This window comes from Xenorhabdus sp. TS4, from assembly GCF_014467265.1.
GTDB classification, from domain to species: domain Bacteria; phylum Pseudomonadota; class Gammaproteobacteria; order Enterobacterales; family Enterobacteriaceae; genus Xenorhabdus; species Xenorhabdus ehlersii.
On sequence record NZ_NKHQ01000024.1, the window covers coordinates 131396 to 156958 of the forward strand.

Annotated in this window: 20 protein-coding genes and 1 pseudogene; all 21 read right to left on the minus strand. The window is 45.5% G+C overall.

What is annotated here, in order from left to right; all coding sequences use genetic code 11:
* Positions 1–62: 62 nt before the first annotated feature.
* Positions 63–980 carry a UDP-3-O-acyl-N-acetylglucosamine deacetylase gene (lpxC, locus tag Xets_RS12010; RefSeq protein ID WP_099131612.1) on the minus strand — a complete coding sequence of 306 codons (918 nt, stop codon included), beginning with the start codon at positions 978–980 and terminating at the stop codon, positions 63–65.
* A 99-nt stretch (positions 981–1079) separates the two neighbouring features.
* On the minus strand, positions 1080–2243 hold the full coding sequence (gene ftsZ, locus Xets_RS12015; protein ID WP_099131611.1) for a cell division protein FtsZ: 1164 nt from the start codon (positions 2241–2243) through the stop codon (positions 1080–1082).
* A gap of 66 nt (positions 2244–2309) precedes the next feature.
* Positions 2310–3566: a cell division protein FtsA gene (ftsA, locus tag Xets_RS12020; RefSeq protein ID WP_099131610.1), complete on the minus strand. Its 1257-nt coding sequence runs from the start codon at positions 3564–3566 to the stop codon at positions 2310–2312.
* A 32-nt stretch (positions 3567–3598) separates the two neighbouring features.
* Positions 3599–4414, minus strand: coding sequence for a cell division protein FtsQ (gene ftsQ / locus Xets_RS12025; protein WP_099131609.1), 816 nt, complete (start codon positions 4412–4414; stop codon positions 3599–3601).
* Position 4415: 1 nt separating this feature from the next.
* A complete protein-coding gene (locus Xets_RS12030) occupies positions 4416–5336 on the minus strand; it encodes a D-alanine--D-alanine ligase (protein WP_099131608.1) in 921 nt (306 codons plus the stop codon).
* Positions 5329–6804, minus strand: coding sequence for a UDP-N-acetylmuramate--L-alanine ligase (gene murC / locus Xets_RS12035; protein ID WP_099131607.1), 1476 nt, complete (start codon positions 6802–6804; stop codon positions 5329–5331). Before murC ends, Xets_RS12030 begins: the two co-directional genes overlap by 8 nt.
* Positions 6805–6840: 36 nt before the next feature.
* Positions 6841–7926, minus strand: a complete 1086-nt coding sequence (gene murG, locus Xets_RS12040) for an undecaprenyldiphospho-muramoylpentapeptide beta-N-acetylglucosaminyltransferase (protein WP_187651726.1) — start codon at positions 7924–7926, stop codon at positions 6841–6843.
* Positions 7923–9116, minus strand: a complete 1194-nt coding sequence (gene ftsW, locus Xets_RS12045; RefSeq protein ID WP_187651727.1) for a cell division protein FtsW — start codon at positions 9114–9116, stop codon at positions 7923–7925. Before ftsW ends, murG begins: the two co-directional genes overlap by 4 nt.
* Complete coding sequence (gene murD / locus Xets_RS12050) at positions 9116–10426, minus strand: UDP-N-acetylmuramoyl-L-alanine--D-glutamate ligase (protein ID WP_187651777.1); 1311 nt, start codon at positions 10424–10426, stop codon at positions 9116–9118. The genes ftsW and murD overlap by 1 nt, the downstream gene beginning before the upstream one ends.
* Before the next feature lie 17 nt (positions 10427–10443).
* The gene (mraY, locus tag Xets_RS12055; RefSeq protein ID WP_099131603.1) at positions 10444–11526 is read right to left on the minus strand and encodes a phospho-N-acetylmuramoyl-pentapeptide-transferase; all 1083 of its coding nucleotides are present in this window, start codon (positions 11524–11526) and stop codon (positions 10444–10446) included.
* Positions 11520–12902 (minus strand): UDP-N-acetylmuramoyl-tripeptide--D-alanyl-D-alanine ligase, encoded by a 1383-nt coding sequence (murF, locus tag Xets_RS12060; RefSeq protein ID WP_187651728.1) that lies wholly within the window; start codon positions 12900–12902, stop codon positions 11520–11522. The genes mraY and murF overlap by 7 nt, the downstream gene beginning before the upstream one ends.
* Positions 12899–14386, minus strand: coding sequence for a UDP-N-acetylmuramoyl-L-alanyl-D-glutamate--2,6-diaminopimelate ligase (murE, locus tag Xets_RS12065; RefSeq protein ID WP_099131601.1), 1488 nt, complete (start codon positions 14384–14386; stop codon positions 12899–12901). Before murE ends, murF begins: the two co-directional genes overlap by 4 nt.
* Positions 14373–16155, minus strand: a pseudogene (locus tag Xets_RS12070) (peptidoglycan glycosyltransferase FtsI). Before Xets_RS12070 ends, murE begins: the two are co-directional and overlap by 14 nt.
* Positions 16156–16182: 27 nt before the next feature.
* Complete coding sequence (gene ftsL, locus Xets_RS12075) at positions 16183–16503, minus strand: cell division protein FtsL (protein WP_099131599.1); 321 nt, start codon at positions 16501–16503, stop codon at positions 16183–16185.
* Positions 16500–17444 (minus strand): 16S rRNA (cytosine(1402)-N(4))-methyltransferase RsmH, encoded by a 945-nt coding sequence (gene rsmH, locus Xets_RS12080; protein ID WP_099131598.1) that lies wholly within the window; start codon positions 17442–17444, stop codon positions 16500–16502. The genes ftsL and rsmH overlap by 4 nt, the downstream gene beginning before the upstream one ends.
* A gap of 1 nt (position 17445) precedes the next feature.
* Positions 17446–17904 carry a division/cell wall cluster transcriptional repressor MraZ gene (gene mraZ / locus Xets_RS12085; protein WP_099131597.1) on the minus strand — a complete coding sequence of 153 codons (459 nt, stop codon included), beginning with the start codon at positions 17902–17904 and terminating at the stop codon, positions 17446–17448.
* Positions 17905–18562: 658 nt separating this feature from the next.
* Complete coding sequence (gene cra / locus Xets_RS12090) at positions 18563–19570, minus strand: catabolite repressor/activator (RefSeq protein WP_099131596.1); 1008 nt, start codon at positions 19568–19570, stop codon at positions 18563–18565.
* Between the two features lie 88 nt (positions 19571–19658).
* Complete coding sequence (ilvN, locus tag Xets_RS12095; RefSeq protein ID WP_167450619.1) at positions 19659–20150, minus strand: acetolactate synthase small subunit; 492 nt, start codon at positions 20148–20150, stop codon at positions 19659–19661.
* A 2-nt stretch (positions 20151–20152) separates the two neighbouring features.
* Positions 20153–21883 (minus strand): acetolactate synthase 3 large subunit, encoded by a 1731-nt coding sequence (ilvI, locus tag Xets_RS12100; protein ID WP_099131595.1) that lies wholly within the window; start codon positions 21881–21883, stop codon positions 20153–20155.
* Between the two features lie 198 nt (positions 21884–22081).
* Positions 22082–23881, minus strand: a complete 1800-nt coding sequence (locus tag Xets_RS12105; protein WP_370588233.1) for a long-chain fatty acid--CoA ligase — start codon at positions 23879–23881, stop codon at positions 22082–22084.
* 214 nt (positions 23882–24095) lie between these two features.
* Positions 24096–25043: a transcriptional regulator LeuO gene (leuO, locus tag Xets_RS12110; protein WP_187651730.1), complete on the minus strand. Its 948-nt coding sequence runs from the start codon at positions 25041–25043 to the stop codon at positions 24096–24098.
* Between the last annotated feature and the right edge of the window lie 520 nt (positions 25044–25563).

Consider the following 25563-nt stretch of genomic DNA (forward strand, 5'->3'; position numbering starts at 1 on the left):
ATAACCCATTGGGGCATCATAGGAATGTTCTCAACATTCTTTATCAATACACATGTCAGCCATTATGCCAACACCAGTGATGGAGCGCGGAAAGCCAATGGCATTTCAGCTTCATCTTCAAATGTGACAAATTCCCAAGCGCTTTCCTGTGCTAAAACAGTTTGCAGTAACTTGTTGTTTAGTGCATGGCCTGATTTAAACGCAGTAAAGGCACCAATGATATTATACCCACACATGAATAGATCGCCGATGGCGTCCAACATTTTATGGCGGACGAATTCATCTTTAAAACGCAAACCATCTTCATTGAGTACACGGTAGTCATCAACGACAATCGCACAATCAAAGCTGCCACCAAGGCACAAGCCTTTAGATTGCAAATACTCAATATCACGCATAAATCCGAAAGTACGCGCACGACTAATCTGGCGAACAAACGAATCCGCAGAGAACTCCAGTCCATAGCGCTGGGTACTCGCATCAATCGCCGGATGATTAAAGTCGATGGTAAAATCCAGACTGAAACCATGATAAGGTGCCAATTCAGCCCATTTATCACCGTCTTCCACACGGACGCTTTCTTTCATTCGCACGAATTTCTTCGCGACATTCAGCTCTTCAATACCCGCATCCAATAACAGGAAAACAAACGGGCTAGCGCTGCCATCCATAATCGGGATCTCTGGTGCATCGACTTCAATAACAATATTATCGATCCCTAAACCTGCCAGCGCTGCATTCAAATGTTCAACTGTTGAAATACGCACATTATGCTCATTCACCAGACAAGTACAGAGCATAGTATCACGCACAGATTTGGCATCTGCCGGAAAATCAACCGGAGGATTCAAGTCAGTACGACGATAGATGACCCCGGTATTAGCCGGCGCTGGACGCATTGTCAGCGTGACTTTTTTACCGGTGTGCAAACCGACGCCGGTCGCTTGAACAATACGTTTTAGTGTCCTTTGTTTGATCATCGTTTATATCTCGCAATGTTACTTATCCCGCCAATCACTATAATGTATGACTGGCAGGATAGTTTAACACAAAAAGCGGAGAAGCCAATTTTTTAGCAATTAATCAGCCTGCTTACGCAAAAATGCAGGAATGTCCAGATAATCAGGCTCTTTACTCGTATGTGCATTTTGGTCATTGACGACTTTTGCTACCGTTTTGTTCTCATCAGATAATGAAGAGATTCCGCCAGATATCTGCTGGTAACGGCGCTCCATCGGGTTTGTCTGAGGAGCCTTGTTATTGGTCACCAGGGTGATTTCTGGACGTTTGTCCATGCCAATGCCTGTTGCCACAACGGTTACACGCAGCTCATCATTCATATCTGGATCCAGTGACGTACCGATAACCACCGTTGCATTATCAGAAGCAAATGCACGGATTGTGTTACCCACTGTTTCAAATTCATCCAAACGCAGGTCGAAGCCCGCAGTAATGTTAACCAGAACGCCACGTGCGCCAGAAAGATCAATATCTTCCAACAATGGGCTGGAGATAGCCATCTCTGCGGCTTCTTCCGCACGATCTTCACCTTGTGCAATACCTGATCCCATCATGGCGTAACCCATTTCCGACATCACGGTACGAACGTCAGCGAAGTCAACATTCATCAGACCTGGACGAGTAATCAGTTCAGCAATACCCTGAACCGCGCCTTTCAGAACATCATTGGCTGCACCGAATGCATCCAACAGGGAAATGCCTCGTCCCAGGACTTTCAATAACTTGTCATTTGGAATAGTGATCAGTGAATCCACATGCTTGGATAATTCAGTGATCCCTTGTTCCGCGAAGGCCATACGTTTTTTGCCTTCAAAATTAAAGGGTTTAGTAACAACAGCAACGGTCAAAATACCAAGTTCTTTGGCAATTTCAGCCACAACAGGTGCGGCCCCCGTTCCCGTGCCACCGCCCATACCAGCGGCAATAAATACCATATCTGCACCTTCCAGTGCAGTACGCAATGATTCGCGGTCTTCTTCTGCAGCAGTACGACCAACCTCAGGGTTCGCACCAGCGCCTAATCCTTTCGTAATGCCGTTGCCAATCTGGATAGTTTGACCAACAGCCGTCTTACGCAGTGCTTGAGCGTCCGTGTTAACCGCAAAGAAGTCAACTCCTTCAATACGCTCACGCACCATGTGCTCCACAGCATTACCGCCGCCGCCGCCGACGCCGATGACTTTAATCACCGCGTCGTTGGTTAATTCCAGTGGTTCAAACATAATTTCTCTCCGTTTTGTGCCTTTATATCGAGGCCGGCGACATTGTCATGGCCTCTGTATAAAAAATCAAAATTCTTTTTTCAGCCAGTTGCTGACTTTCTTAAACCAGCCACTTACTGACGTTCTTTTATCGGCATCGGAATCTCCGCCAAGGTGGGATTCTTTGCCATAATGCAGAAGTCCAACCGCTGTTGAGTAGCAAGACTCCTGCACATAATCTGTCAATCCAGTGATGTTCAGAGGGCGGCCAATGCGAACCTGGGTATGAAATACCCGCTGAGCACACTCGACCAGACCATCAATCTGGGCGCCTCCTCCTGTCAGGACAATCCCTGCCGCCAGGTGGTGTTTTACTCCCTGCCGCCGCAATTGCTCCTGCAATCGCAAAATTTCATCGTTCACTAAGTTCAGCAGTTCGGTATAACGGGGTTCGATCACTTCAGCTAATGTTTGGCGCTGTAAGCTACGAGGAAGGCGTCCTCCCACACTTGGGACTTCTACACTCTCATCCTTGCTCACTATCGAACCCAATGCGCAGCCATGACGAACTTTGATGGTTTCAGCATCACTGGGAGGGGTACCAAACGCATAGGCGATATCACTGGTCACTACATTGCCTGCATAAGGAATTACCTTGGTATGACGCAATGCACCACCAGTATATACAGCGATATCCATCGTCCCGCCGCCGATATCAACGACACAGACCCCCAATTCACGTTCATCTTCTGTTAACACAGCATAACTTGCTGCCAGTCCTGCAAAAATAAGTTGATCAACTTTCAACCCACAACGTTCTACAGCTTTTACGATGTTTTTCGCCATGTCGTTATGGCAGGTAATCAAGTGGACTTTCGCCTGCATACGCACACCAGAGAGTCCAACTGGATTTTTGATCCCTTCCTGATAGTCAATCGCGTATTCCTGTGGGATCACATGCAAAATACGGTGTTCATCACGAACACGAACTGACTTAGCTGTATGGACAACACTGTCCACATCATCCTGTGTAACTTCTTCTTCTGAAACCGGCACCATGCCAATTTCGTTCTGGCAACTAATATGCTTGCCGGAAAGCGCCAGATAGACTGAAGATATCTGGCAATCCGCCATGAGTTCAGCCTGATCAATGGCACGCTGTACGCACTTGACGACCGATTCAAGATCGTTGACACCGCCTTTGTCCATGCCGCGGGATGGGCAACTTCCTACTCCGATAATATTAACCATACCATCGGGCAGAATTTCACCAACCAGAGCAGATACCTTTGCTGTACCGATTTCAAGGCCAACTACCAATTTTCTGTCCGTTGATTTGATCATCGTTATTCTGCCTGTCTCTGTATTATTACCAGTCACTGTTTGTTTTCTTGCCCGTTCATTGAAACAGGCGTATCAGTTAATAAAGGAGCCCAACCTACCGCAGCACCACTGTCATAACGTAAGTCAACATAAGCCACACGTTTTTCAGTGTTTCTCAACAACACAGGATAAAGTTCAACAAAACGTTTCATTCGTTCCATTTTATCTCGATTTCCTAGCTCTAAACGGATATCGTTATCCAAAATCAGTTGCCAGGCATTACGCGCAGTCATGATCACTACTTTTAATTTCATCTGGTGTTTTCCAAGAAAAGTCGCCATTGTGTGGTATTCATTCAATGCGTCTTTTTCTTTGCCTTCTGGCCCATACAACATCGGATACTGCGCATTTGCACTGCGCTCTATAGGTAAGCTAAATACCCGACCTTCAGCATCCAACAGTTGGGTATCATTCCAGCGCGCATAAGGTACGTATTCTACCAGATGTATTTTAAGTTCATCAGGCCATTGTTTCCGAACAGTGACCTGCCGGATCCACGGCAGTTGTTCAATCTTTTCCTGAATGACGTTGACATCCTGAGTCATAAATGTTCCTGGAGATCCCAGGGACAAAATAGCCTGCCTTACATCATCATTCGTGGTGTAATGGCGCTCACCAGTCAGTACCAGCTTTGAGAGCGGTAATCTGCTAGGATCTTTCATCCAGTCCAGTGTCATCCAGCCCCCCCATATGATGGTGCCAACCACCATCAAGAAGAAGGCAATCCCTGCCAGATAGTAACCATTACTGGGACGAGATCTCTGCGTTTCACCCTCCCGCTCCCGGCTATTCCGGGCTGCCTGCGACATATTAATCAGCCAACTCCAAAATTCTCGCTACGAGTTGAGAAAAACTTAATCCAGCCTGACGCGCAGCAGTTGGCACAAGGCTATGGCTGGTCATACCAGGGGAAGTATTCGCTTCCAACAAATAGAAATTACCATTCCCATCATCCATGATATCGACTCGCCCCCAACCATGACATCCCAGCACCTTGTACGCCTTTGAGGCAATATCTAATAGCTCTTGCTCTTTTTCCGCACTCAAACCGCTTGGACAAAAATATTGCGTTTGGTTGGAGATATATTTCGCATCATAATCATAAAATGTGTTTGAAGCCTGAATACGGATAGAAGGAAGAGCCTCGTCCCCCAAAAATCCGACGGTATATTCAGGACCAAATAGCCATTTTTCAACCAATACATCAGTATCGTATTTAAATGCCAGCTCCAGGGCGTTACGCAATTCGGCATATTCATTCACCTTAGTCATCCCTACGCTGGAGCCTTCCAGATTCGGTTTAACCATTAATGGCAGACCTAATTCTTGAACATACTCTTTGAGTTGAAAATCATTAAGTTGTTCAAATTTTGAAGAATTAATTACGACATAAGGTGAAATAGGCAGTTTTGCTCCCTGCCAGAGTTGTTTTGTGCGCATTTTGTCCATTGACAAGGCACATGCCATTACTCCGCTGCCGGTATAAGGAATTTGCAAAAACTCAAGCAAACCTTGCAACGTACCATCCTCACCACCGCGACCATGCAGTGCGATGAAGACTTTATTGAATCCTTCCTCTTTGAGTTTAGTCACATCAAAGTCTTTTGTATCAACTGAATAAGCATTAATGCCTGCTTCCTTCAGCCCTGCCACAACCGCATGTCCTGATTGCAATGAAACTTCGCGTTCAGCGGAAGTTCCGCCCAACAGAACAGCAACTTTATCAACCATGATGTCCTCCCTCATAAAAAGATGGCTGCAATTTTGTTTCAGCCAAATTGCGCGCTATTTTACCGATATTACCGGCACCCTGTACCAAAACTAAGTCATTGTTTTCTATCACCTGCGACAGAATGATTGAAACTTGTTCAGGCTCTGATACAAAAATCGGGTCCAACTTGCCACGACTGCGGATAGTACGGCATAAAGAACGGCTATCCGCGCCTGGGATCGGTGTTTCACCTGCGGCATACACATCCAACATTAATAAAACATCTACCTGACTCAGGACATTGGCAAAATCATCATATAAATCACGAGTTCTTGTATAACGGTGTGGCTGGAATACCATGACAATGCGTTTATCACTCCACCCCGCTCGTGCCGCTTTAATCGTGGCATCAACTTCTGTTGGGTGGTGACCATAATCATCGACCAACATCACGCTACCTTCTTTGCCACTGATATGTTTAAGAGGAAAATCCCCCAGAAAATCAAAGCGGCGTCCGGTTCCCTGAAACTCGGCCAGAGACGCCAGAATAGCGGTATCATCAATGCCTTCTTCTGTTGCCACTGCAACCGCAGCAGTTGCATTCAGCGCATTGTGGCGGCCAGGGGCATTTAACACCACATGCAAATCCGGCAAATCCAATCGGCTGATAGTGAAAAATCCCTGAGCGCCTTTCTGCTCATAATGGGTAATACGGACGTCTGCTTCCTCACTGAAACCATAGGTCGTGATATAACGCCCAATGCGGGGAATCAGTTCTTTCACGACAGGATCGTCAATACACATAACCGCACGCCCATAAAATGGCAGGTTATGCAGGAAGTTAACGAATGTTTGCTTTAAGTTTTCGAAATCCCCTTGATAGGTATCCATGTGGTCGGCTTCAATATTGGTAACAACCGCCATCATGGGCTGCAAGTGCAAGAATGAAGCATCACTTTCATCTGCTTCTGCAATCAGATAACGGCTACTACCTAAGCGAGCGTGCGTGCCCGCCGCTTTGACCAACCCACCATTCACAAATGTAGGATCAAGACCCGCCTGTGCATAAATGCCAGCAATCATTGCCGTCGTCGTGGTTTTTCCATGTGTTCCCGCAACAGCGATACCGTGGCGATAACGCATAAGCTCTGCCAGCATTTCCGCACGGCGGATCACTGGAATTCTCGCTTCACGTGCAGCCACAATTTCGGGGTTTTCCGCCGAAATAGCCGTGGATGCCACCACTACACTAGCGTCCCGCACATTTTCTGGACGGTGATTAAAATAAATAGTTGCACCCAGTGCAATCAATTGCTGTGTGACAGGATTGGGTGCCAGATCAGAACCACTTATCTGATAACCTTCATTAGCCAACACCTCGGCGATACCACCCATGCCAGCACCACCGATGCCAACAAAGTGGATATGCCTGACTTTTCTCATTTCAGGCACTGAAGCTCTTAATTTCGCCAACTGTTGTGTATTCACGTTTTAATCTTCACTCGTTATGTTTACATCACCGTTCTACCTGGAACGGCCTGAATGATTCTCTACAGCCTCAATCAATGCTGCTGCTACACGCTCGGTTGCATTAATGATAGCTACTGAGCGTGCTTTTTCCGCCATTTCTAACAATTGTGGGCGTTGCCACTGGGTCAATAACCCGACGACCGCATCAACCGTAAATTCGGGCTGTTCGAGTATCTTTGCGGCTCCCGCTTTTTCCAGAGGCAAGGCATTCCAATATTGCTGTCGATCTTTATGCTGGAAAGGAACAAAAATCGCCGGTAAGCCTGCGGCGGAAATTTCACTGACCGTAAGTGCACCAGAACGGCATACGACAATATCAGCCCACGCATAAGCCTGCGCCATATCATCAATAAATTCAGTCACTTTGAATTCAGTTTTAACCGAATCTTCATATTGTTTCTGCGTCTCTTCCCTGGCGCCCTTGCCTGCCTGATGCCATAAAGTGATTTTATCGCCCAAGCGAGCGGCAACTTCTGGCATAGTTTGGTTCAGAACCCTGGCACCTTGACTACCGCCAACGACCAGCACTCGAACAGATCCTTCACGCCCAGCCAAACGCCGCATTGGTTCTGGCAATGCCAATACATCCTCCCTTACCGGGTTACCAACAACCGGCGCGCTGGGGAATGCTCCTGGAAATGCCTGTAAAACTGTTTTGGCAATTTTGGCTAACCAACGATTAGTGAGCCCTGCAATGCCATTTTGCTCATGCAATACCACCGGAATGCCACACAACCATGCTGCGATTCCACCTGGCCCAGAGACATATCCTCCCATCCCCAGCACCACATCGGGCTGATAACGGCGCATAATGGCTTTTGCCTGTCGAATAGCCTTAAAAATTCTAATTGGGGCAGCAAGTAACGCTTTAATCCCCTTGCCCCGCAAACCTGAAATCTGAATAAATTCGATATCAATGCCATGTTTCGGAACTAAATCAGCTTCCATGCGATCCGCGGTTCCCAACCAGCGAATATCCCACCCCTGCTCTTTTAAATGGTGGGCAACGGCCAGGCCTGGGAACACATGCCCCCCTGTACCACCAGCCATCACCATCAAACGCCGGTTTTTGCCACTCATTTAGGGCTCCTTACAAACGCCTGTGCTTTTGCCAGACGTACTTCATAATCAATTCGCAACAACAAGACGATGGCCGTTGACATCACTATCAAACTAGAACCACCGTAACTGACTAAAGGTAATGTTAATCCTTTGGTTGGCAACATACCTGCCGCCGCGCCAACGTTAATGAACGCCTGAAAGCTGAACCATATGCCGATGGCGCAAGCCAAAAAACCAGAAAACCGTTGATTAAGCTGCAATGCCCGACGACCGATCATCATGGCACGGAAAGCGACGAAGAATACCATTGCCAGCACTAAAACCACACCGAAATAACCCAATTCTTCGGCCAGAATGGAGAAAATAAAGTCAGTATGGGCCTCTGGCAGATATTCGAGTTTCTGAACTGAATTTCCCAGTCCTTGTCCAAAGAAGTCGCCACGACCAAATGCCATTAACGATTGGGTTAACTGATAACCACTGCCAAAAGGATCTTCCCACGGGTCCAGAAAAGAGGTCACCCTGCGTATACGATAAGGTTCAGCAACAATCAGTACGCACACGGCAAATATTCCGCAGCCAATAATGGCCAGGAACTGCCACAATTTCGCACCTGCCAGAAACAGCAGTGCCAAAGTTGTTACAAATAACACCACCACTGTCCCCAAATCGGGCTGTGCTAACAACAAAATTGCCAGTGCAACCATGACACTCATCGGTTTGCAAAATCCCCAGAAGTTGTTTCTTACTTCCTCAACTTTTCTAACCAAGTAGCTGGAGAGATAACAAAAAAGTGATAGTTTCGACAATTCTGCCGGCTGAATGCGTAATGGGCCAATCGCTACCCAACGTGATGCCCCATTGACTGAACTTCCCACAAACAGCACCACAACCAGCATCATGATTGTCACTAATAACATGACATTGCTATAACGCAGCCAGAAGTCCATCGGAATGCGCAGCGTAATAAGGGACAAGAAAAAGCACAGTGACAAATAAATGGCATCACGTCGTGCAAAGATAAAAGGATCTTGGGCAAGGCGCTGCCCAACGGGCATTGATGCCGACGTTACCATGACAAAGCCAATCACAGCCAACCCTAATATCATCCAGACCAGGGTACGATCATACATAACGGTATCTGTGGCATCGGCCTCCACATTTCCCGCTAACCAAGTTTTAAATTTACCAAGGCCTGGAAGGGTCATCAGCCTAACTCCTCTGCCAAACGGGCAAATTCATGACCACGATGTTCAAAACCATTGAACTGATCGAAGCTCGCACAAGCGGGTGACAGCAGTACCATGTCGCCAGAAACCAGCCTGGGTGCAATTTCTCTCATCGCCTGTTCCATTGTTTTTGTCAGTGTTGCAATTTCCGGGCGCAATTGTGCTAGCTGCCCTCCATCACGACCAAAACAGTAAAGACGAATATGATCTCCAGATATATAGGGTTTCAATGGGGTAAAATCTGCCGCTTTTCCATCTCCCCCCAATAAAAGATAGAGTGTCCCTTCCGGCTTCAATCCACTGAGTGCCGCCTGGGTACTGCCAACATTGGTCGCCTTAGAATCATTCACCCAACGGACACCATTTCTCATGTGAATCACCTGAAAACGGTGTTCTAGTCCAGCGCAAGTACGTAAAGCCTGAAGGCTGGCCGCACGAGGAATACCTACAGCATCTGCCAGTGCTAACGCTGCCAATCCATTGGCATAGTTATGTTGCCCAGCCAACTGCATTTCACGTGTTGCCAGCACAGGATGTTGATTAACCATCAGTTGTTGGTGTTTACTATCAAGCTGATAATCACCACTACCCACACCAAAGCTGATACAACGGCTGTCTTTGCCTGTTTCTGGTAGTGTCAGAGCATCCTGTTCATTGACCACACAAATTTTTGCCTGATTGTAAATACGCAACTTTGCTGCACGATACTGTGCCAACCCTTTGGGATAACGAACCATGTGGTCTTCGGTCACATTCAATACCGTCGCTGCCGCTGCTTTTAAGCTGTAAGTTGTTTCAAGTTGGAAACTGGACAGTTCCAGTACATAGAGCTGACAAGGCTGTTTCAGCAATTCCAGTGCAGGGATACCAATGTTGCCCCCCACACCAACCTGCCACCCCGCTGTTTTCGCCATTTCGCCAAGTAGGGTAGTCACGGTACTTTTACCATTTGAACCCGTAATGGCAACGATTGGCGCAGTCGCTTCGCGGCAAAACAGTTCAATATCGCCGATAATTTCAACACCAACATCAGCCGCCGCTTGCAATTCAGGCGTTGACAGCGCAATCCCTGGGCTGGCAACGATTAAATCGGCATCCATCAACCATTGTGTATTCAGGCTGCCGGTGTGACATTCGACACTATCAGGCAGCTTATCGCGGCCCGGTGGCACTATGCGGGTATCCATCACACGTGGGATCACGCCACGTGTAATAAAAAAGTCAACGCAGGACAAACCTGTCAGCCCTAAACCAACGATAACAACTTTTTTACCCTTGTATTCCGTCATGAGACGCTCAGCCATGATTAACGTACCTTCAGCGTTGCCAGACCAATCAACACTAACATTAAGGAAATAATCCAAAAGCGCACGATAACGCGTGGCTCTGGCCAACCTTTCAATTCATAGTGATGATGAATCGGCGCCATACGGAAAATACGCTGTCCACGCAGTTTGAATGAACCAACCTGCAAGATGACAGACAACGTTTCCACCACAAAAACGCCCCCCATGATGATCAGCAGGAACTCTTGGCGCAGCAACACAGCAATGGTTCCTAATGCCCCGCCCAGCGCCAATGAACCAACATCTCCCATAAACACTTGCGCCGGATAAGTGTTAAACCACAAGAAACCCAACCCTGCACCGACAATCGCAGTACAGACAATCACCAGTTCACCCGCGTGGCTCAAATAAGGGATATGCAGGTAGTTAGCAAAATTCACGTTACCCGTTGCCCATGCCACCAAGGCAAAACCTGCTGCAACGAGTACTGTTGGCATAATGGCAAGGCCATCCAATCCATCAGTCAGGTTCACCGCGTTACTGGTTCCTACAATCACAAAATAAGTCAGCAGAATGTAAAGCAAACCCAGTTGTGGCATAACCTCTTTGAAGAATGGCACGACTAATTGGGTTGCAGATGTATCTTTGCCGATGCTGTACATAACAAACGCGACACCCAGAGCAATAACGGACTGCCAGAAATATTTCCAACGAGCAATGAGTCCCTTGGTGTCTTTACGCACCACTTTGCGGTAATCATCCACAAATCCCACAACGCCATAACCGATTAAAACGAGCAAAACACACCAAACATATAAATTATCCAAACGCGCCCACAGCAACACAGAGATCGTGATGGAGAACAAAATCAACAATCCCCCCATTGTCGGTGTCCCACGCTTACTAAAATGGGATTCAGGACCGTTATCGCGTACAACTTGACCTATTTGCAATTTTTGTAGATAAGCGATCAACCTTGGCCCCATCCATAGCGCGATGAATAATGCAGTAAGCAAGCCGACGATGGCTCTGAACGTCAAATAAGAGAAGACGTTAAAGCCCGTGTGATACTTAACCAAATATTCGGCCAGCCAAACTAACATTGGAAGTTCTCCTTCAGTACGTTCACTACCTCTTCCATTGCGGCACTGCGTGAACCTTTAATTAATATGGAAATCATTTCGTGTTGTTCCAATAAAGGAAGCAGCGCTGCAACTAATTCAGCCTTGTTCGCAAAATGCTGCCCCCGACCACTCGCGTCACTAATATGGGCACTGAAAGCCCCAACGCTGAGTACCTTATCTATATTTGTGGATGCTACGGCTTCGCCCACCTCACGATGGCATTCAATCGCCTGCTCCCCCAACTCTCCCATATCACCAACAACCATGACTCGATAACCGGACATCTGCGCCAGCACATTCGCCGCAGCTATCATGGAGCCGGGATTCGCGTTATAGGTGTCGTCTAATATCATTTTTTCCTCAGTCAGAGGAATAGGAAATAAACGTCCTGCAACCGCTTGCAACCCCGATAATCCGGTACGAATATCATCCAGTGATGCGCCAACAGAAATTGCCAGCGCACTGGCTGCCAATGCATTGGCAACATTGTGTTTTCCCGGCAATGGCAATGTCAGTTCAACATTCCCAATTGGGCTATGGAGACAAAAATGCGTGGCCAACGGTTGTTCTAAAATGTCTGTTGGGTAAAAATCCGCCCCCGTTGCTGATGAAGCAGAAAAGCGCCATACTGTTTGCTGATCGCTAATGCTGTGCTGCCAATTTTCCCAATCATTGCTATCCAGATTGATTATGGCGGTTCCGGTTGAAGCAAGGCCTGCAAAAATTTCACCTTTTGCCTTTGCAACCCCAGCCAACGAACCAAATCCTTCCAAATGAGCAGAAAAGAGGTTATTGACCAATGCACTTTCAGGACGAGTCATTTCAGTGGTGTAAGCAATTTCACCGATATGGTTCGCTCCCAGTTCAATTACAGCAAACTGGTGTTCATCAGTAAGCCTGAACAAAGTTAATGGCACCCCAATGTCATTGTTGAAGTTGCCCGCGGTATAAAGGGTACTTCCACACTGATGCAAGATCGCCGCAGTCATCTCTTTTACCGACGTTTTACCCGATGAGCCGGTTAACGCCACAATGCGTGCTTTACTTTGCTGACGAACCCAGCCCGCCAGTTTTCCCATCGCCAGACGAGTGTCTTTAACCACAACCTGCGGGCAATCAATATCCAGACAATGGCTCACCAATAAAGCGCCAGCGCCCTGCTGTGCTACATCAGCAGCGAAATCGTGGGCGTCAAATTTTTCCCCTTTTAAGGCAATAAACAAACCGCCATGCACGATGTTACGGCTATCAGTTTCCACCGTATGAATTTGCAAAGTTTCAGCTTGTTGCTCGGTAACGCGATATAACAAGCCATCCGTCAACTGTGCCAATTGCTGTAGGGTCAGAGGGATCATGCAATTACCCCCAGCAAACGCGCAACGGTCAGGCGATCTGAGTAATCCAAACGACGATTGCCAACCAGTTGGTAATCTTCATGACCTTTGCCCGCCACAAGAACAACATCTTTCTCACTTGCCTGCATAATGGCACTGGTGACTGCCTCAACCCGCCCATGAATCGCTGTCGCCTGTCCTGGATCGATGAATCCTTGCAGGATATCATCCACAATTGACTGAGGCTCTTCACTACGAGGATTATCATCAGTGACAATCACACGATCAGCGCCCTGCTCTGCGATACTCCCCATTAATGGACGTTTGCCTTTGTCGCGATCACCACCACAACCAAATACACACCAAAGTTGCTCTTTACAGTGCAGGCGAGCCGCAGATAATGCTTTTTCCAAGGCATCAGGCGTGTGGGCATAATCAACCACAACCGTCGGACGACCAGCAGCAGAAAAAACTTCCATACGTCCACAAACAGGCTTCAGACAAGAAGCCGTCGATAGCAGTTTCTCCAGGGGATAGCCCAGGGACAACAAAGTTGCAAGCGCCAATAGTAAGTTACTCACATTGAACGCGCCCATAAGAGGGCTACTGAACGTTCCATTCCCCCAACTGGAATTAAATGTGATGGAAGCACCTTTATCGTGATAATGCACCTCACTGACCGATAACCAACGCCCCTGCCAATTTTCTGGCAAGTTATTTTCCATCGAGACAGCAACTGCATCCGGCAGACGAGACAACCACTTCTGCCCAACAGCATCATCAGCATTAATGATTTTCTGCTTTACATCATGGTCACTGAACAGTCGCCATTTGGCCTCTTCGTAATTTTCCATATCACCATGATAATCAAGGTGATCACGGCTTAAATTAGTAAAAATAGCAGCCTGAAATGGCAGTGCAGCTACTCTTCCCTGAACCAGACCATGCGAAGAAACTTCCATCGCAACAAAAGTGGCATTTTGATTAGCAAGTTGCTGTAATTCAAGCTGAATATCAACCGCAGAGCCAGTCGTATTTTCGCTGGGTACTATCATGCCCAACAAACCATTTCCCACTGTTCCCATCACGGCACTGGTTTCACCAAGCCCCTGGCTCCATTGCGCCAACAATTGGGTTGTTGTTGTTTTTCCGTTGGTGCCAGTCACCCCAACCAATTTCAGTTTATTGCCGGGATGTTGGTAAAACTCGCCGGCCAGCCTGGATAATTTATTATTTAAATCATCCAGATAGACAACAGGCACACCGTGCATTTTCTGCATCGTGCCGTGATCCGCTTTTCCCTTCGCTTCTGCAATCACCGCAACGACGCCTTGAGCGATGGCTTGAGGAATATACTTTCGGCCGTCTGTCTGATGCCCTTGAACCGCAACAAACAGATCTCCGGCAGCCGCCTTACGGCTATCCAATGTCATTTCACGCAGCGGAAGCTCAGGTGTATCAACACCCCAAGGAGCCAATAAATCGCGCAAATTACGATCTGCCACTTTTATCCTCTTTATTGATTAATCACAAATTCGTTTTTATCGCCTACAGGCAATGCATCTGGTTCAACATTCATGATACGCAAAACACCACTCATGATTGTGCCGAAGATAGGCGCTGCAACTGCACCGCCATAATATTTGCCTGCTTGTGGATCATTAATGATCACAACCAGTGAAAACCGTGGATTACTCGCCGGTGCAATCCCGGCGGTATAAGAAATATGCTTATCATTGAGATACCTGCCATCCGGCCCGACTTTTCTTGCCGTACCCGTTTTAACGGCAATGCGATAACCTTTTATCGCAGCCCGTACACCACCTCCTCCCGGTAATGCCACACTCTCCATCATGTGCACCACTGTCCGCATAACAGTTTCAGGAAATACTCGGATGCCCGGTACGGGAGGATCGACTTTGGTAATTGACAATGGGCGATAAACGCCCAGACTGCCTATCGTTGCATAGACTCGCGCTAACTGTAACGGCGTTACCATTAGCCCGTAGCCGAAAGAAAAGGTGGCCCTATCAAGATCTGACCACCGTTGTTTATTAGTTGGAAATAAGCCACTACTTTCTCCGACCAGCCCCAAATTGGTCGGTTTTCCCATCCCAAAGCGTGAATAGGCATCTACCACCTCTGAGGCAGGCATCGCTAACGCCAGCTTGGAAACACCAACGTTACTCGACTTCTGTAAGATCCCAGTGATAGTTAACTCAGGACGTGGTGCAACATCTTTGATTTCATGCCCCCGCGATCCATACGTTAATCGGTATGGTCTGGTATCTAACACTGTATTTTCTTTGACAATGCCACTATTCAGTGCACTCATCACCACCAACGGCTTCACCGTGGAGCCAGGCTCGAAGATATCGGTGATGGCGCGGTTACGCATCGCATCTTTCGGCGTTCCAGCCAAATTATTTGGGTTATAAGATGGGCTGTTTGCCATCGCTAGGACTTCGCCGGTATTGACATCAACCAATACGGCTGTACCTGATTCGGCTTTGTTCAGTGCAACCGCTTTCGTCAATTCGCGATACACCAAAGTCTGAAGACGCTCATCTATGCTGAGCGTCAAATCGTGGGCAGCCCTGCTATCTGTAGATGAAATATCCTCAATAACACGACCCGTACGATCTTTACGAACAGTTCGGCTTCCCGGCATGCCGGTCAACCAGTTATCAAAGCTCTTTTCAACGCCCTCAATGCCTTTGCCATCAATATTAGTCACTCCAATAATATGTGCTGTCACCTGCCCTGCCGGATAATAACGGCGGGATTCCTGACGCAAATAGATACCAGGTAACCTCAATTTCTCGACATAATCGCCGATAGAAGTATTCACTTGACGAGCAAGGTAAACAAAACGTCCCTTGGGATATTCGCTAATTTTGCTGGTTAACTGATCAAGAGGGATAGAAAGGGCATCAGCCAAAGCTTGCCAACGAGTGTCATTTGTGATGCCGCCTTTTTCAAACACTTCCTTGGGATCTGCCCAGACCGCATCAACAGGCACACTCACTGCCAGTGGGCGCCCATTGCGATCATTAATCATGCCACGGGCAGTCGGGATAGATTGGATACGCAGGGAACGCGAATCACCTTCTTTTACCAAACGATCAGGATTGATGATCTGCAAATAGGCAACACGAATCAAAAGCCCGATTAAAGCAACCCCAATGCCTCCACATAGCAAGGCAAAACGCCAGCTTACAAAACTTGCTTTATCTTCTTGCTTTTTCAACTTTAAAGAGCGTGCAGCTTTCATCGCCCACCTTTTGGTTGTCAACTGGACTTATTGAGTAATCACAATATTCTCTTTACTTGGATCAACGTGTTGCATCTGCAATTTTTCAGTCGCAATCCGTTCAACCCGAGTGTGATCACCCAGTGCGTTCTCTTCAAGGAGCAGGTTACGCCACTCAATATCCTGAGCATCAAGCTGGATCACTTGACGCTCTTTTTCCGCAGTCAATAAGCGGGTTTGATGTGCGACCGTCACAACGCTGATAGCTGAAACGACAACGGCTACCAGCAAAATCAGTGGGAGTTTGGCATTACGAATTAAATCATTACCAATCACGCCAACTAACCCATGACGTTCACCAGCCATCACTCACCCGCCTTTTCAGCAAACCGCAAAACCGAGCTTCGCGCTCTTGGGTTTGTGGCTACTTCACCTTCTGAGGGTTTCATTTTGCCAATAGATTTCAGACTTCTTCCTCCCAGCGTTTTTAACTGCGCTTCCGTGAGAGGCAAACCAACTGGAACCTGTGGCCCCTGACTGTGTTGTCGGATAAAGCGTTTCACTATGCGATCTTCCAACGAATGGAAACTGATGACAGATAATCGCCCTTGTGGTGCCAGAACGCGCAGTGCGCCATCTAATGCACGTTCTATCTCTTCCAGTTCACTGTTAATGTAAATCCTGATAGCCTGAAAGCTGCGTGTTGCCGGATGCTTATGCTTTTCTTTAACTGGGCTGGCCTGAGCAATTAACTCTGCCAGCTCTCGGGTACGCGTAATAGGTTGTTCCTGATTACGTGCCACAATGGCTTTCGCAATACGTTTGGCAAAACGTTCTTCGCCAAATGTTTTTAACACCCATGCGATGTCATCTGCTTCAGCCTTCATCAACCATTCTGCGGCAGACTGTCCGCGTGTCGTATCCATACGCATATCCAATGGCCCATCACGCATAAATGAAAAACCACGTTCAGGATCATCCAGCTGTGGGGAAGAAACCCCTAAATCCAGCAATACGCCATTAATTTTTCCAACCAGACCAGCCTCTTCTACATAAGTTGCCAATTCAGAAAATGGCCCATGAGTGATAGAAAAACGCTTGTCCGTAATGGCCTTTGACGCTTCAATGGCTTGTGGGTCACGATCGATCGCCATCAAACATCCATTGGGCCCCAATTTCGACAAAATCAGGCGAGAATGTCCCCCTCGCCCAAATGTTCCATCAATATAAATTCCATCTTCTTGAATATTTAGTCCATTGACAGCTTCATCCAGCAGTACACTGGTATGCTCAAAATGATTATTTGCCATGTTATAGTGATAAATCCTGTAGCCTTGCTGATAGAGGTTCTTGTGTGGATTGCTCAACCGCAATATCATCCTGTACCTGTTGATACCAAACTTGTTCATCCCACAATTCAAATTTATTAAATTGCCCAACCAGCATGACCTCTTTTGTTAGCCCTGCGTGCTGACGCAGTGTGCTGGCTAATAAAAGACGTCCTGCACTGTCCATTTGACATTCACTGGCGTGTCCCAATAACAAACGTTGAACACGACGTTCGGCTGGATTCATGCTGGATAAGCGAGATAATTTTTTTTCGATGATTTCCCATTCGGGTAATGTATAAAGCAACAAACACGGCTGATGAAGATCAATAGTACAAACCATTTGGCCTGTTGATGCTTCATTCAGCATTTCTCTATATCGGGCTGGTACAGTAAGCCGCCCTTTGCTATCGAGATTAACCAGCGTTGCTCCACGAAACATACTCAGGTTACCCCTTGATGGCCCAAATCTCCACATTATCCCACAAATCACCACAATTAAGAGTTTACGGATGGTATGAAAACCTTGTCAAGCCAGAGCCAGTGCGCTTTAGCTAGATTTACAGAAAGATTCGGAAGAGAAAAAGATGGATTTTTTAGTTTTGACTATATTAATAATAGATAACACTATGATAATTTTGAATAATTTAATAAATCTGTAGAGAGCCTTATTGAGGGTGGAATTAAGTGCAATTAAGTGCAATTAATTACCACTTAAATTAATTTATGTAACCCATCTCTCATTGTTGCTCAATTGTTGATCTCTATAAACTTATTAATAATAACTATATATTTAGGTTACAATAGTATAAAAAATAATAACATATTGAAATTTTGCATTTATCTAAAAACATAAAACAATTATATATCAATAAAGTAAAAAAATAACCCTTAAACAACAAATAACTTACATAAACAATAACTTCTTATCACAAAATTATTCATCTTATGAATTTAAATAACACATTATCGATTTTCACGGTTATAAAAAGCCGTTTAGAAGAATTTTAGTAAGAATAATCTCAAAATTACCTCAACACGCGTATTTTGATGATGTTAGGCAGGCAAACAGCACCCTCATCTTTAATGAGGGTACTCAATTAGGCTTTTCGGCTTAACTTACCGCGACGGCATAGATGACGACGCATTCGGGTTATTCCGGGGGTTGGACGCTGCTTTTCATCCAAACTGGCTAATACCAGTTCAAGAGCACGTTCAGCCACATCACGATGGCGTTGTGCCACCGACAATACCGGACACTCAAGGAAATCAAGCAACTCATGATCACCAAATGTGGCAATAACCAATTGACTTGGTAACCGGCCACTGCGCTTGAGGAGTGTATCCATAACGCCCTGAAGTAACGCAAATGAAGTGGTATATAAGGCCTGAGGAACAGGGTTTGCCTCCAACCATGACGCAAATACTTCAGCCGCAGCTTCACGTTCATAGCTATTGGCATAAAGATAGTTTACTTCCCGTGGATCATGCTCCCATGCTTCGCGGAAGCCTTGTTCACGCAAAAAACTGACCGATAATTCAGGCAATGCCCCCAAATAAAGGACAGATTCAGCCGGGAATTGACATAGCTCCTGTGCCAGCATCTTCGCATCTTCGAGATCATCTCCAACCACACTGACAAAGTGTTCGCTGTCCAGAGCACGGTCAAGTGCGATGATTGGTAATGTGCGATTTGCCCAGCGTTGGTAGAAAGGATGCTCAGGCGGTAAAGCGGTGGAAACAATGATAGCATCGACCTGACGTTGCAAAAGATGTTCAACACAGCGCATTTCATTATCAGGCTGATCTTCAGAACATGCGATCAACAACTGGTAGCCACGTTGCCGTGCCTGACGTTCAAGATAATTGGCAATACGTGTATAGCTGGTATTTTCCAGGTCGGGTATGACTAAACCAATTGAACGGGTTCTTCCCGCCCGAAGGCCAGCAGCGACAGCATTAGGATGATAATTATGCTCCCTGACCACTGCCATCACTTTTTCTACTGTTTTATCGCTGACCCGATACTGCTTGGCTTTACCATTGATGACATAACTGGCCGTAGTACGTGAAACACCTGCTAAGCGGGCGATCTCATCCAGTTTCACATTAACCCCTCAGTAAGATTATGAAAAAGCCCTACTTTACAGTAGGGCTCAATGAATATCTGTATTTTAACCCGCAGATTACGATTTTTCATCGCATAATTTTATCTCCGCGCGAGACACCAACTATACCCGATCGCGCCACTTCGACAATCTCTGCCACTTCTCTGACTGAATCAAGAAAAGCGTCCAGTTTTTCACTCGTTCCCACTAATTGAACGGTATAGAGCGTTGAAGTCACATCAACGATCTGCCCGCGAAAAATATCTGTGCTGCGCTTAATCTCTTCCCGTCCATATCCACTGGCTTGTAATTTAACCAGCATGATTTCACGTTCAACATGAGGCCCTGATGTTAATTCGTTGACTCGCAATACATCCACCAACTTATGCAATTGCTTTTCAATTTGCTCCAATACCTTGGCATCACCTTTGGTTTGAATGGTCATGCGTGACAACGTGGGATCTTCAGTCGGAGCAACGGTCAAACTTTCGATGTTATAACCCCGTTGGGAAAACAAGCCAACCACGCGGGATAATGCTCCCGATTCATTTTCAAGTAATACAGACAAAATCCGGCGCATGATCAGGTCCTCTCTGTTTTGCTTAACCACATTTCATCCATTGCTCCGCCTCGGATCTGCATTGGATAAACATGTTCTGTTTCGTCAACGGTAACATCCACGAAAACGAGACGTTGATTTTCAGTGACTTCATGCAGTGCCTGGGTCAATTTAACCTCCAACTCATCATAAGTTTGGATGGAGACACCAATATGCCCATAAGACTCTGCCAATTTGACGAAATCAGGCAGGGATTCCATGTAGGATTGAGAATGACGACCCGCGTATATCATATCCTGCCATTGTTTCACCATACCCAAGAAACGGTTATTCAGATTCAATACCAGAACAGGCAGACCATATTGCAAGGCAGTAGACAATTCTTGAATATTCATCTGGATACTGCCATCCCCTGTAACACACACGACCGTGGCTTCAGGTTTCGCCAGCTTCACGCCAAGCGCAGCAGGCAAGCCAAACCCCATCGTTCCTAAACCACCGGAATTGATCCAACGTCTCGGTTTATCAAATGGGTAATGCAAAGCAGCAAACATCTGATGCTGGCCAACATCTGACGCAATATAGGCTTCCCCTTTGGTTAGACGATAAAGGGTTTCAATGACCGCTTGTGGCTTGATCTTCGCTGTCGTGTGATCGTAATCAAGACACTTGCGGCTGCGCCACTGTTCAATCGAAAGCCACCAATCTTTCAGGGCATCAGGATCTTGGGTATCTTCTTCTATGGAATCCAATAATTCCAGCATTTGACCAAGTACCTGTTTAGCATCCCCAACAATAGGGATATCCGCTGTTACCGTTTTTGAAATTGAGGTTGGATCGATATCAATATGTAATACGGTTGCTTCCGGGCAATATTTGTCCAGATTATTGGTTGTTCGATCGTCAAAACGCACACCCACTGCAAAAATAACATCAGAGTTGTGCATCGCTTTATTCGCTTCAAAAGTCCCGTGCATCCCCAGCATTCCTAAGCTTTGGCGATGTGTTGCAGGAAATGCACCTAATCCCATCAACGAACTGACGACCGGAATATGAAAATGTTCAGCCAACTTCAGCAGTTCAGTTGTACATGCTGAATTTATGGCACCACCCCCGACATAAATCACGGGTTTTTGTGCTGCCACCAACGTCTTCAATGCACGTTTAATTTGCCCCTTATGTCCCTGAACAGTAGGGTTATAAGAACGCATGTTAATTTTTTCAGGATACACATACGGGAATTTCAATGCAGGATTGACGGTATCTTTGGGAAAATCGATAACAACAGGCCCTGGCCGACCACTTGCGGCCAGGTAAAAAGCTTTTTTAATTGTATCTGGAATATCTTCTGCTTTTTTTACCAGAAAACTATGTTTCACGATGGGACGGGAAATTCCCACCATATCGCACTCCTGAAAAGCATCATTACCTATCAGGGAACTGGCAACCTGACCAGATAACACGACCATAGGAATTGAATCCATGTATGCCGTTGCAATGCCCGTCACAGCATTGGTTGCCCCTGGCCCGGAGGTGACTAAAACAACCCCAACTTTTCCCGTACAACGCGCATAGCCATCCGCCATATGAACAGCACCCTGTTCATGACGCACTAAAATATGTTCGATTCCCCCAATCGTATGCAGGGCATCATAAATATCCAGTACCGCCCCGCCCGGATAACCGAACACATGTTCAACGCCCTGATCGATTAGCGATCTGACAACCATTTCGGCTCCTGACAACATCTCCATCGAGTTTGCCTCCAGGCTCTGTTTGCAAGTTAATCGTCGGAATTTCATAATGTAACGAAAAAATTACCTTATTTATTCCATTTCTTATTTATGCCATAACGCTAAGTTAACTAACATAACGTTAGATACAAGTGTTAGCAAACATCAATTTACATATTGAAAACATTTGTTCAAGAAGAGCCGAACTTTTGTCTATTTTCAATCCCGATACATAGATTCAATTTCACGCTGATAACGCTGAGAAATAACCTTGCGGCGTAATTTCAATGTCGGTGTTAATTCACCTTTTTCCATTGAAAAGGCTTCCGGCAAAAGAATAAATCGTTTGACTTGATGGAATTTAACAATATTTTTTTGCATTTCCTTTAACCGGCGTTCAAACAGCTCTACAACCTGGTGATTGCGCAACAACTCAAGGCGATCACGATAATGGAGATTGATAGATTTCGCGTACTCTTCCAGCGCTTCATAACTGGGAACAATCAACGCAGAAACGAATTGGCGGGCATCAGCAATGACGGCAATATGTTCAATAAAACGATCCTGCCCTAGCGTCCCTTCAATCATTTGCGGCGCAATATACTTGCCTGTTGACGTTTTCATTAAATCTTTCAGGCGCTCGGTAATAAACAGGTTACCGCTATCATCCAGCTTTCCGGCATCGCCTGTCCGCAACCAGCCATCTTCCGTAAAGGCATGGACAGTTTCCTCTGGACGGTTGAAATAACCTTTCATTACAATAGGGCCACGCACCTGAATCTCTCCTTCCGCGCTAATGCGAACATCAATATCAGGTAATGGCGTACCAATTGAGCCTAACAGATAATTTTTTTCTTCCCAGCAAGACACCGTGGCACAAGTTTCTGTCATGCCGTACCCATATTTGATATCCAGGCCGATGGACAGAAAAAAACGAGTAATGGCATCGTCGAGGCGTGCTCCCGCCACAGGCAAGAAACGTACTCGCCCTCCTAAAAGACCACGGAGCTTATTCAACACCAATTTGTCAGCCAATTGATAACTACAGCGTGTGAATGGGCAACCTTTTTTATTCTTCTGCTGACGCAACCAGTGCTCTTCTCCCCGCTTCAATGCCCAATTAAAAATCATCCTACGCCAAAAAGGCGCACGGGAAACTTTTTCTAAGATCGCGCTATGAACTTTTTCATAAAAACGGGGGACAGAACACATCACCGTCGGATGCACACCTGACATGGCTTCACGCACAAGATTCGTATCTGTTAAATAGACGTTCAGGGCCCCAGTGTGCATGACATAATAACTCCACGCCCGCTCAAAAATATGGGATAGCGGCAGAAAGCAGAGTGATACATCCTGGTTGGTCAATGTTAATCTCTGATCATGCAGATAGAGCTGTGCCGCCATATTCCGGTAATCCAGCATCACTCCCTTTGGCTCTCCCGTTGTGCCAGAGGTATAGATTAGCGTGAAGAGATCGTTCAAATCCTGATCCGCAATACGGCTATTAAGTTCTGCCTGATATTGCGAATAATCATTGTCAATAAAAGCGGATAAATACAATGCTTGCTGGCATCCTTTCAAGTCGACAGATTCATCCATAACAATAAGATGAGCAAGTTTAGGACACAGTTCAATCAGTGATATTGCAATGTCATATTGCTCCTGCCCGCCAACAAATAACACCTGTACTCCTGCATCATTAAGAATAAATGCAGCCTGATCACCAGTATTGGTCGCGTATAATGGCACTGTCACAGCCCGAAGCTGAAGAATAGCTAAGTCAGCCAATGACCATGCCATACAATTCTGCGCAAAAATACCCACTTTCCCCTGCACTTCTATTTCCAATGACAATAATGCTTTTGCCACGGATCTCGTTGTACGTTCAACCTGCCGCCAATTCATTTCCAACTGTTCTGATGGTGACCATTGCCGAAAGGCAATTTTTTCCGGATATTCATTGAATTGCTGCTGCAAGCGATTAACCAAGTGATAGGAGTGCAGAGGATCTGTTATCACAATATATTCCTGTATAAATATTTCATTCAGCGTCTTTAGTAAGTGTATTACCTACTTTTCAGCTTACAGATGTTAGCTATTTGCGCGCAGTCTACCTATTCCTAGTAAAAGGGGGAAGTCCATTTTTGATAGAGCGCTATCCCAGTATGCAACTATCTTGTATACAACATAGGGATAGACTCTTATTTCATCTATTCTGCTTTAACGTGATCTATTCTTGCTCACCAAGATGGCTTAACAATGATTTCATCCACTGATGGCCTTTATCCCGCTCTGTTGCACCATGCCATATCAAATAACAAGGACGAAAAATTTGACCATTGGGTAAAGATACTGAACAGATATTTAACTGTTCGGAATAGTGTTCAACCATCCATTTTGGCACTATAGCAACTAAATAAGTCTGGGAGACGATATTAAGAACGCTATTTAAATCCGTTCCCTGATAAGAAACAGAACGCAATAATTCATTATTTTCATAGTAAGGCTTACTAAATGAATCTATGTTATCCAACGCAACGATGGCATGTCTTTCTTCCTGCAATTGTTGCTGAGTAATTCGCTTGCTAATTCTGGGGTGATGTTTAGAAACAGCCAAAACTAATTCATCATTGAACAGAGAATAATTATGGAAACCAAGACATTCCAATTGGTTGTAGCTGATAACAAATTCCATTTCCTGATATTTTAATTGTTTTTCAATATCATCATTAATTTGTGTTTTAATGACAACTTCGATATTAGAATCATGTTTTTTTAGCTGCCCAACAATTTGAGCAGCTAAACGAATATCAAGAGGGCTACAAATAGAGAGATGAAATACTCTTGTACTCTTGTTGGGATCAAATCCCACTCCAGGCAGTTCATTATGGACAATTTGCAATGCCTGTCTGAGTGGCCCAAAAAGCTGTTTTGCTCTCGTGGTTGGCTGAATACCCCGGCCATAACGAACAAATAATTCATCACCAAACATCGTCTTCAAACGAGCTACTGCATTACTGACAGCAGGTTGTGACATTCCCAAAGCCTGAGCTGCACGTGTAATATTCTGCATTTGCATTACAGTATCAAAAACAGTCAGCAAATTAAGATCCACACCACGCAATTGAATATCGCATGATTCTTTTTTTTCTGTCGTTATTGATTTGTATTCTGTCATTATTTCACTCCACTAAACTTATAGCAGTGTTCTCATTAAATATGGAAATTAATAAGATCAATCTCCCCAATTTATTAGAAAATATATTGAGATTCATTCTTGTACAAAAAATAAAATATGCATAACCAATACATTCTTATCTACGTAACCGTAATATTTTTATAGGTATGAATATTAATGTGTTATATATGAATGGCAATAACTCAACTTACACTAATGACTTGTATCAAAAACAATTAGCCAACAATGAAATTCCAATCTATCAAAATATAATTTATTAATATTCTATATGGTTATGACTTCTTAACCTAAAACACTGTGGTTAACATCCATCTATCCTTGTTCCTTATCCATCAGAGCAGGATTTTACTCCATATATAGATATGAAAAATAGATAAAAACATCGCTAAAAATGTAAAAAATAGTCACTAAGCTCAACAATGAATCAATAAACAACCAGAAATGCGCACAATCCATGCTAAATTCATACTTAATACTGCTTGACATTACTTTTTAGATA

Bases quoted from the DNA above. Each gene is read 5' to 3' on its own strand.
- lpxC (WP_099131612.1), bottom strand. From the start codon at position 980: ATGATCAAACAAAGGACACTAAAACGTATTGTTCAAGCGACCGGCGTC.
- ftsZ (WP_099131611.1), bottom strand. From the start codon at position 2,243: ATGTTTGAACCACTGGAATTAACCAACGACGCGGTGATTAAAGTCATC.
- ftsA (WP_099131610.1), bottom strand. From the start codon at position 3,566: ATGATCAAATCAACGGACAGAAAATTGGTAGTTGGCCTTGAAATCGGT.
- ftsQ (WP_099131609.1), bottom strand. From the start codon at position 4,414: ATGTCGCAGGCAGCCCGGAATAGCCGGGAGCGGGAGGGTGAAACGCAG.
- Xets_RS12030 (WP_099131608.1), bottom strand. From the start codon at position 5,336: ATGGTTGATAAAGTTGCTGTTCTGTTGGGCGGAACTTCCGCTGAACGC.
- murG (WP_187651726.1), bottom strand. From the start codon at position 7,926: ATGAGTGGCAAAAACCGGCGTTTGATGGTGATGGCTGGTGGTACAGGG.
- ftsW (WP_187651727.1), bottom strand. From the start codon at position 9,116: ATGACCCTTCCAGGCCTTGGTAAATTTAAAACTTGGTTAGCGGGAAAT.
- murD (WP_187651777.1), bottom strand. From the start codon at position 10,426: ATGACGGAATACAAGGGTAAAAAAGTTGTTATCGTTGGTTTAGGGCTG.
- mraY (WP_099131603.1), bottom strand. From the start codon at position 11,526: ATGTTAGTTTGGCTGGCCGAATATTTGGTTAAGTATCACACGGGCTTT.
- murF (WP_187651728.1), bottom strand. From the start codon at position 12,902: ATGATCCCTCTGACCCTACAGCAATTGGCACAGTTGACGGATGGCTTG.
- rsmH (WP_099131598.1), bottom strand. From the start codon at position 17,444: ATGGCAAATAATCATTTTGAGCATACCAGTGTACTGCTGGATGAAGCT.
- mraZ (WP_099131597.1), bottom strand. From the start codon at position 17,904: ATGTTTCGTGGAGCAACGCTGGTTAATCTCGATAGCAAAGGGCGGCTT.
- ilvN (WP_167450619.1), bottom strand. From the start codon at position 20,150: ATGCGCCGGATTTTGTCTGTATTACTTGAAAATGAATCGGGAGCATTA.
- ilvI (WP_099131595.1), bottom strand. From the start codon at position 21,883: ATGGAGATGTTGTCAGGAGCCGAAATGGTTGTCAGATCGCTAATCGAT.
- leuO (WP_187651730.1), bottom strand. From the start codon at position 25,043: ATGACAGAATACAAATCAATAACGACAGAAAAAAAAGAATCATGCGAT.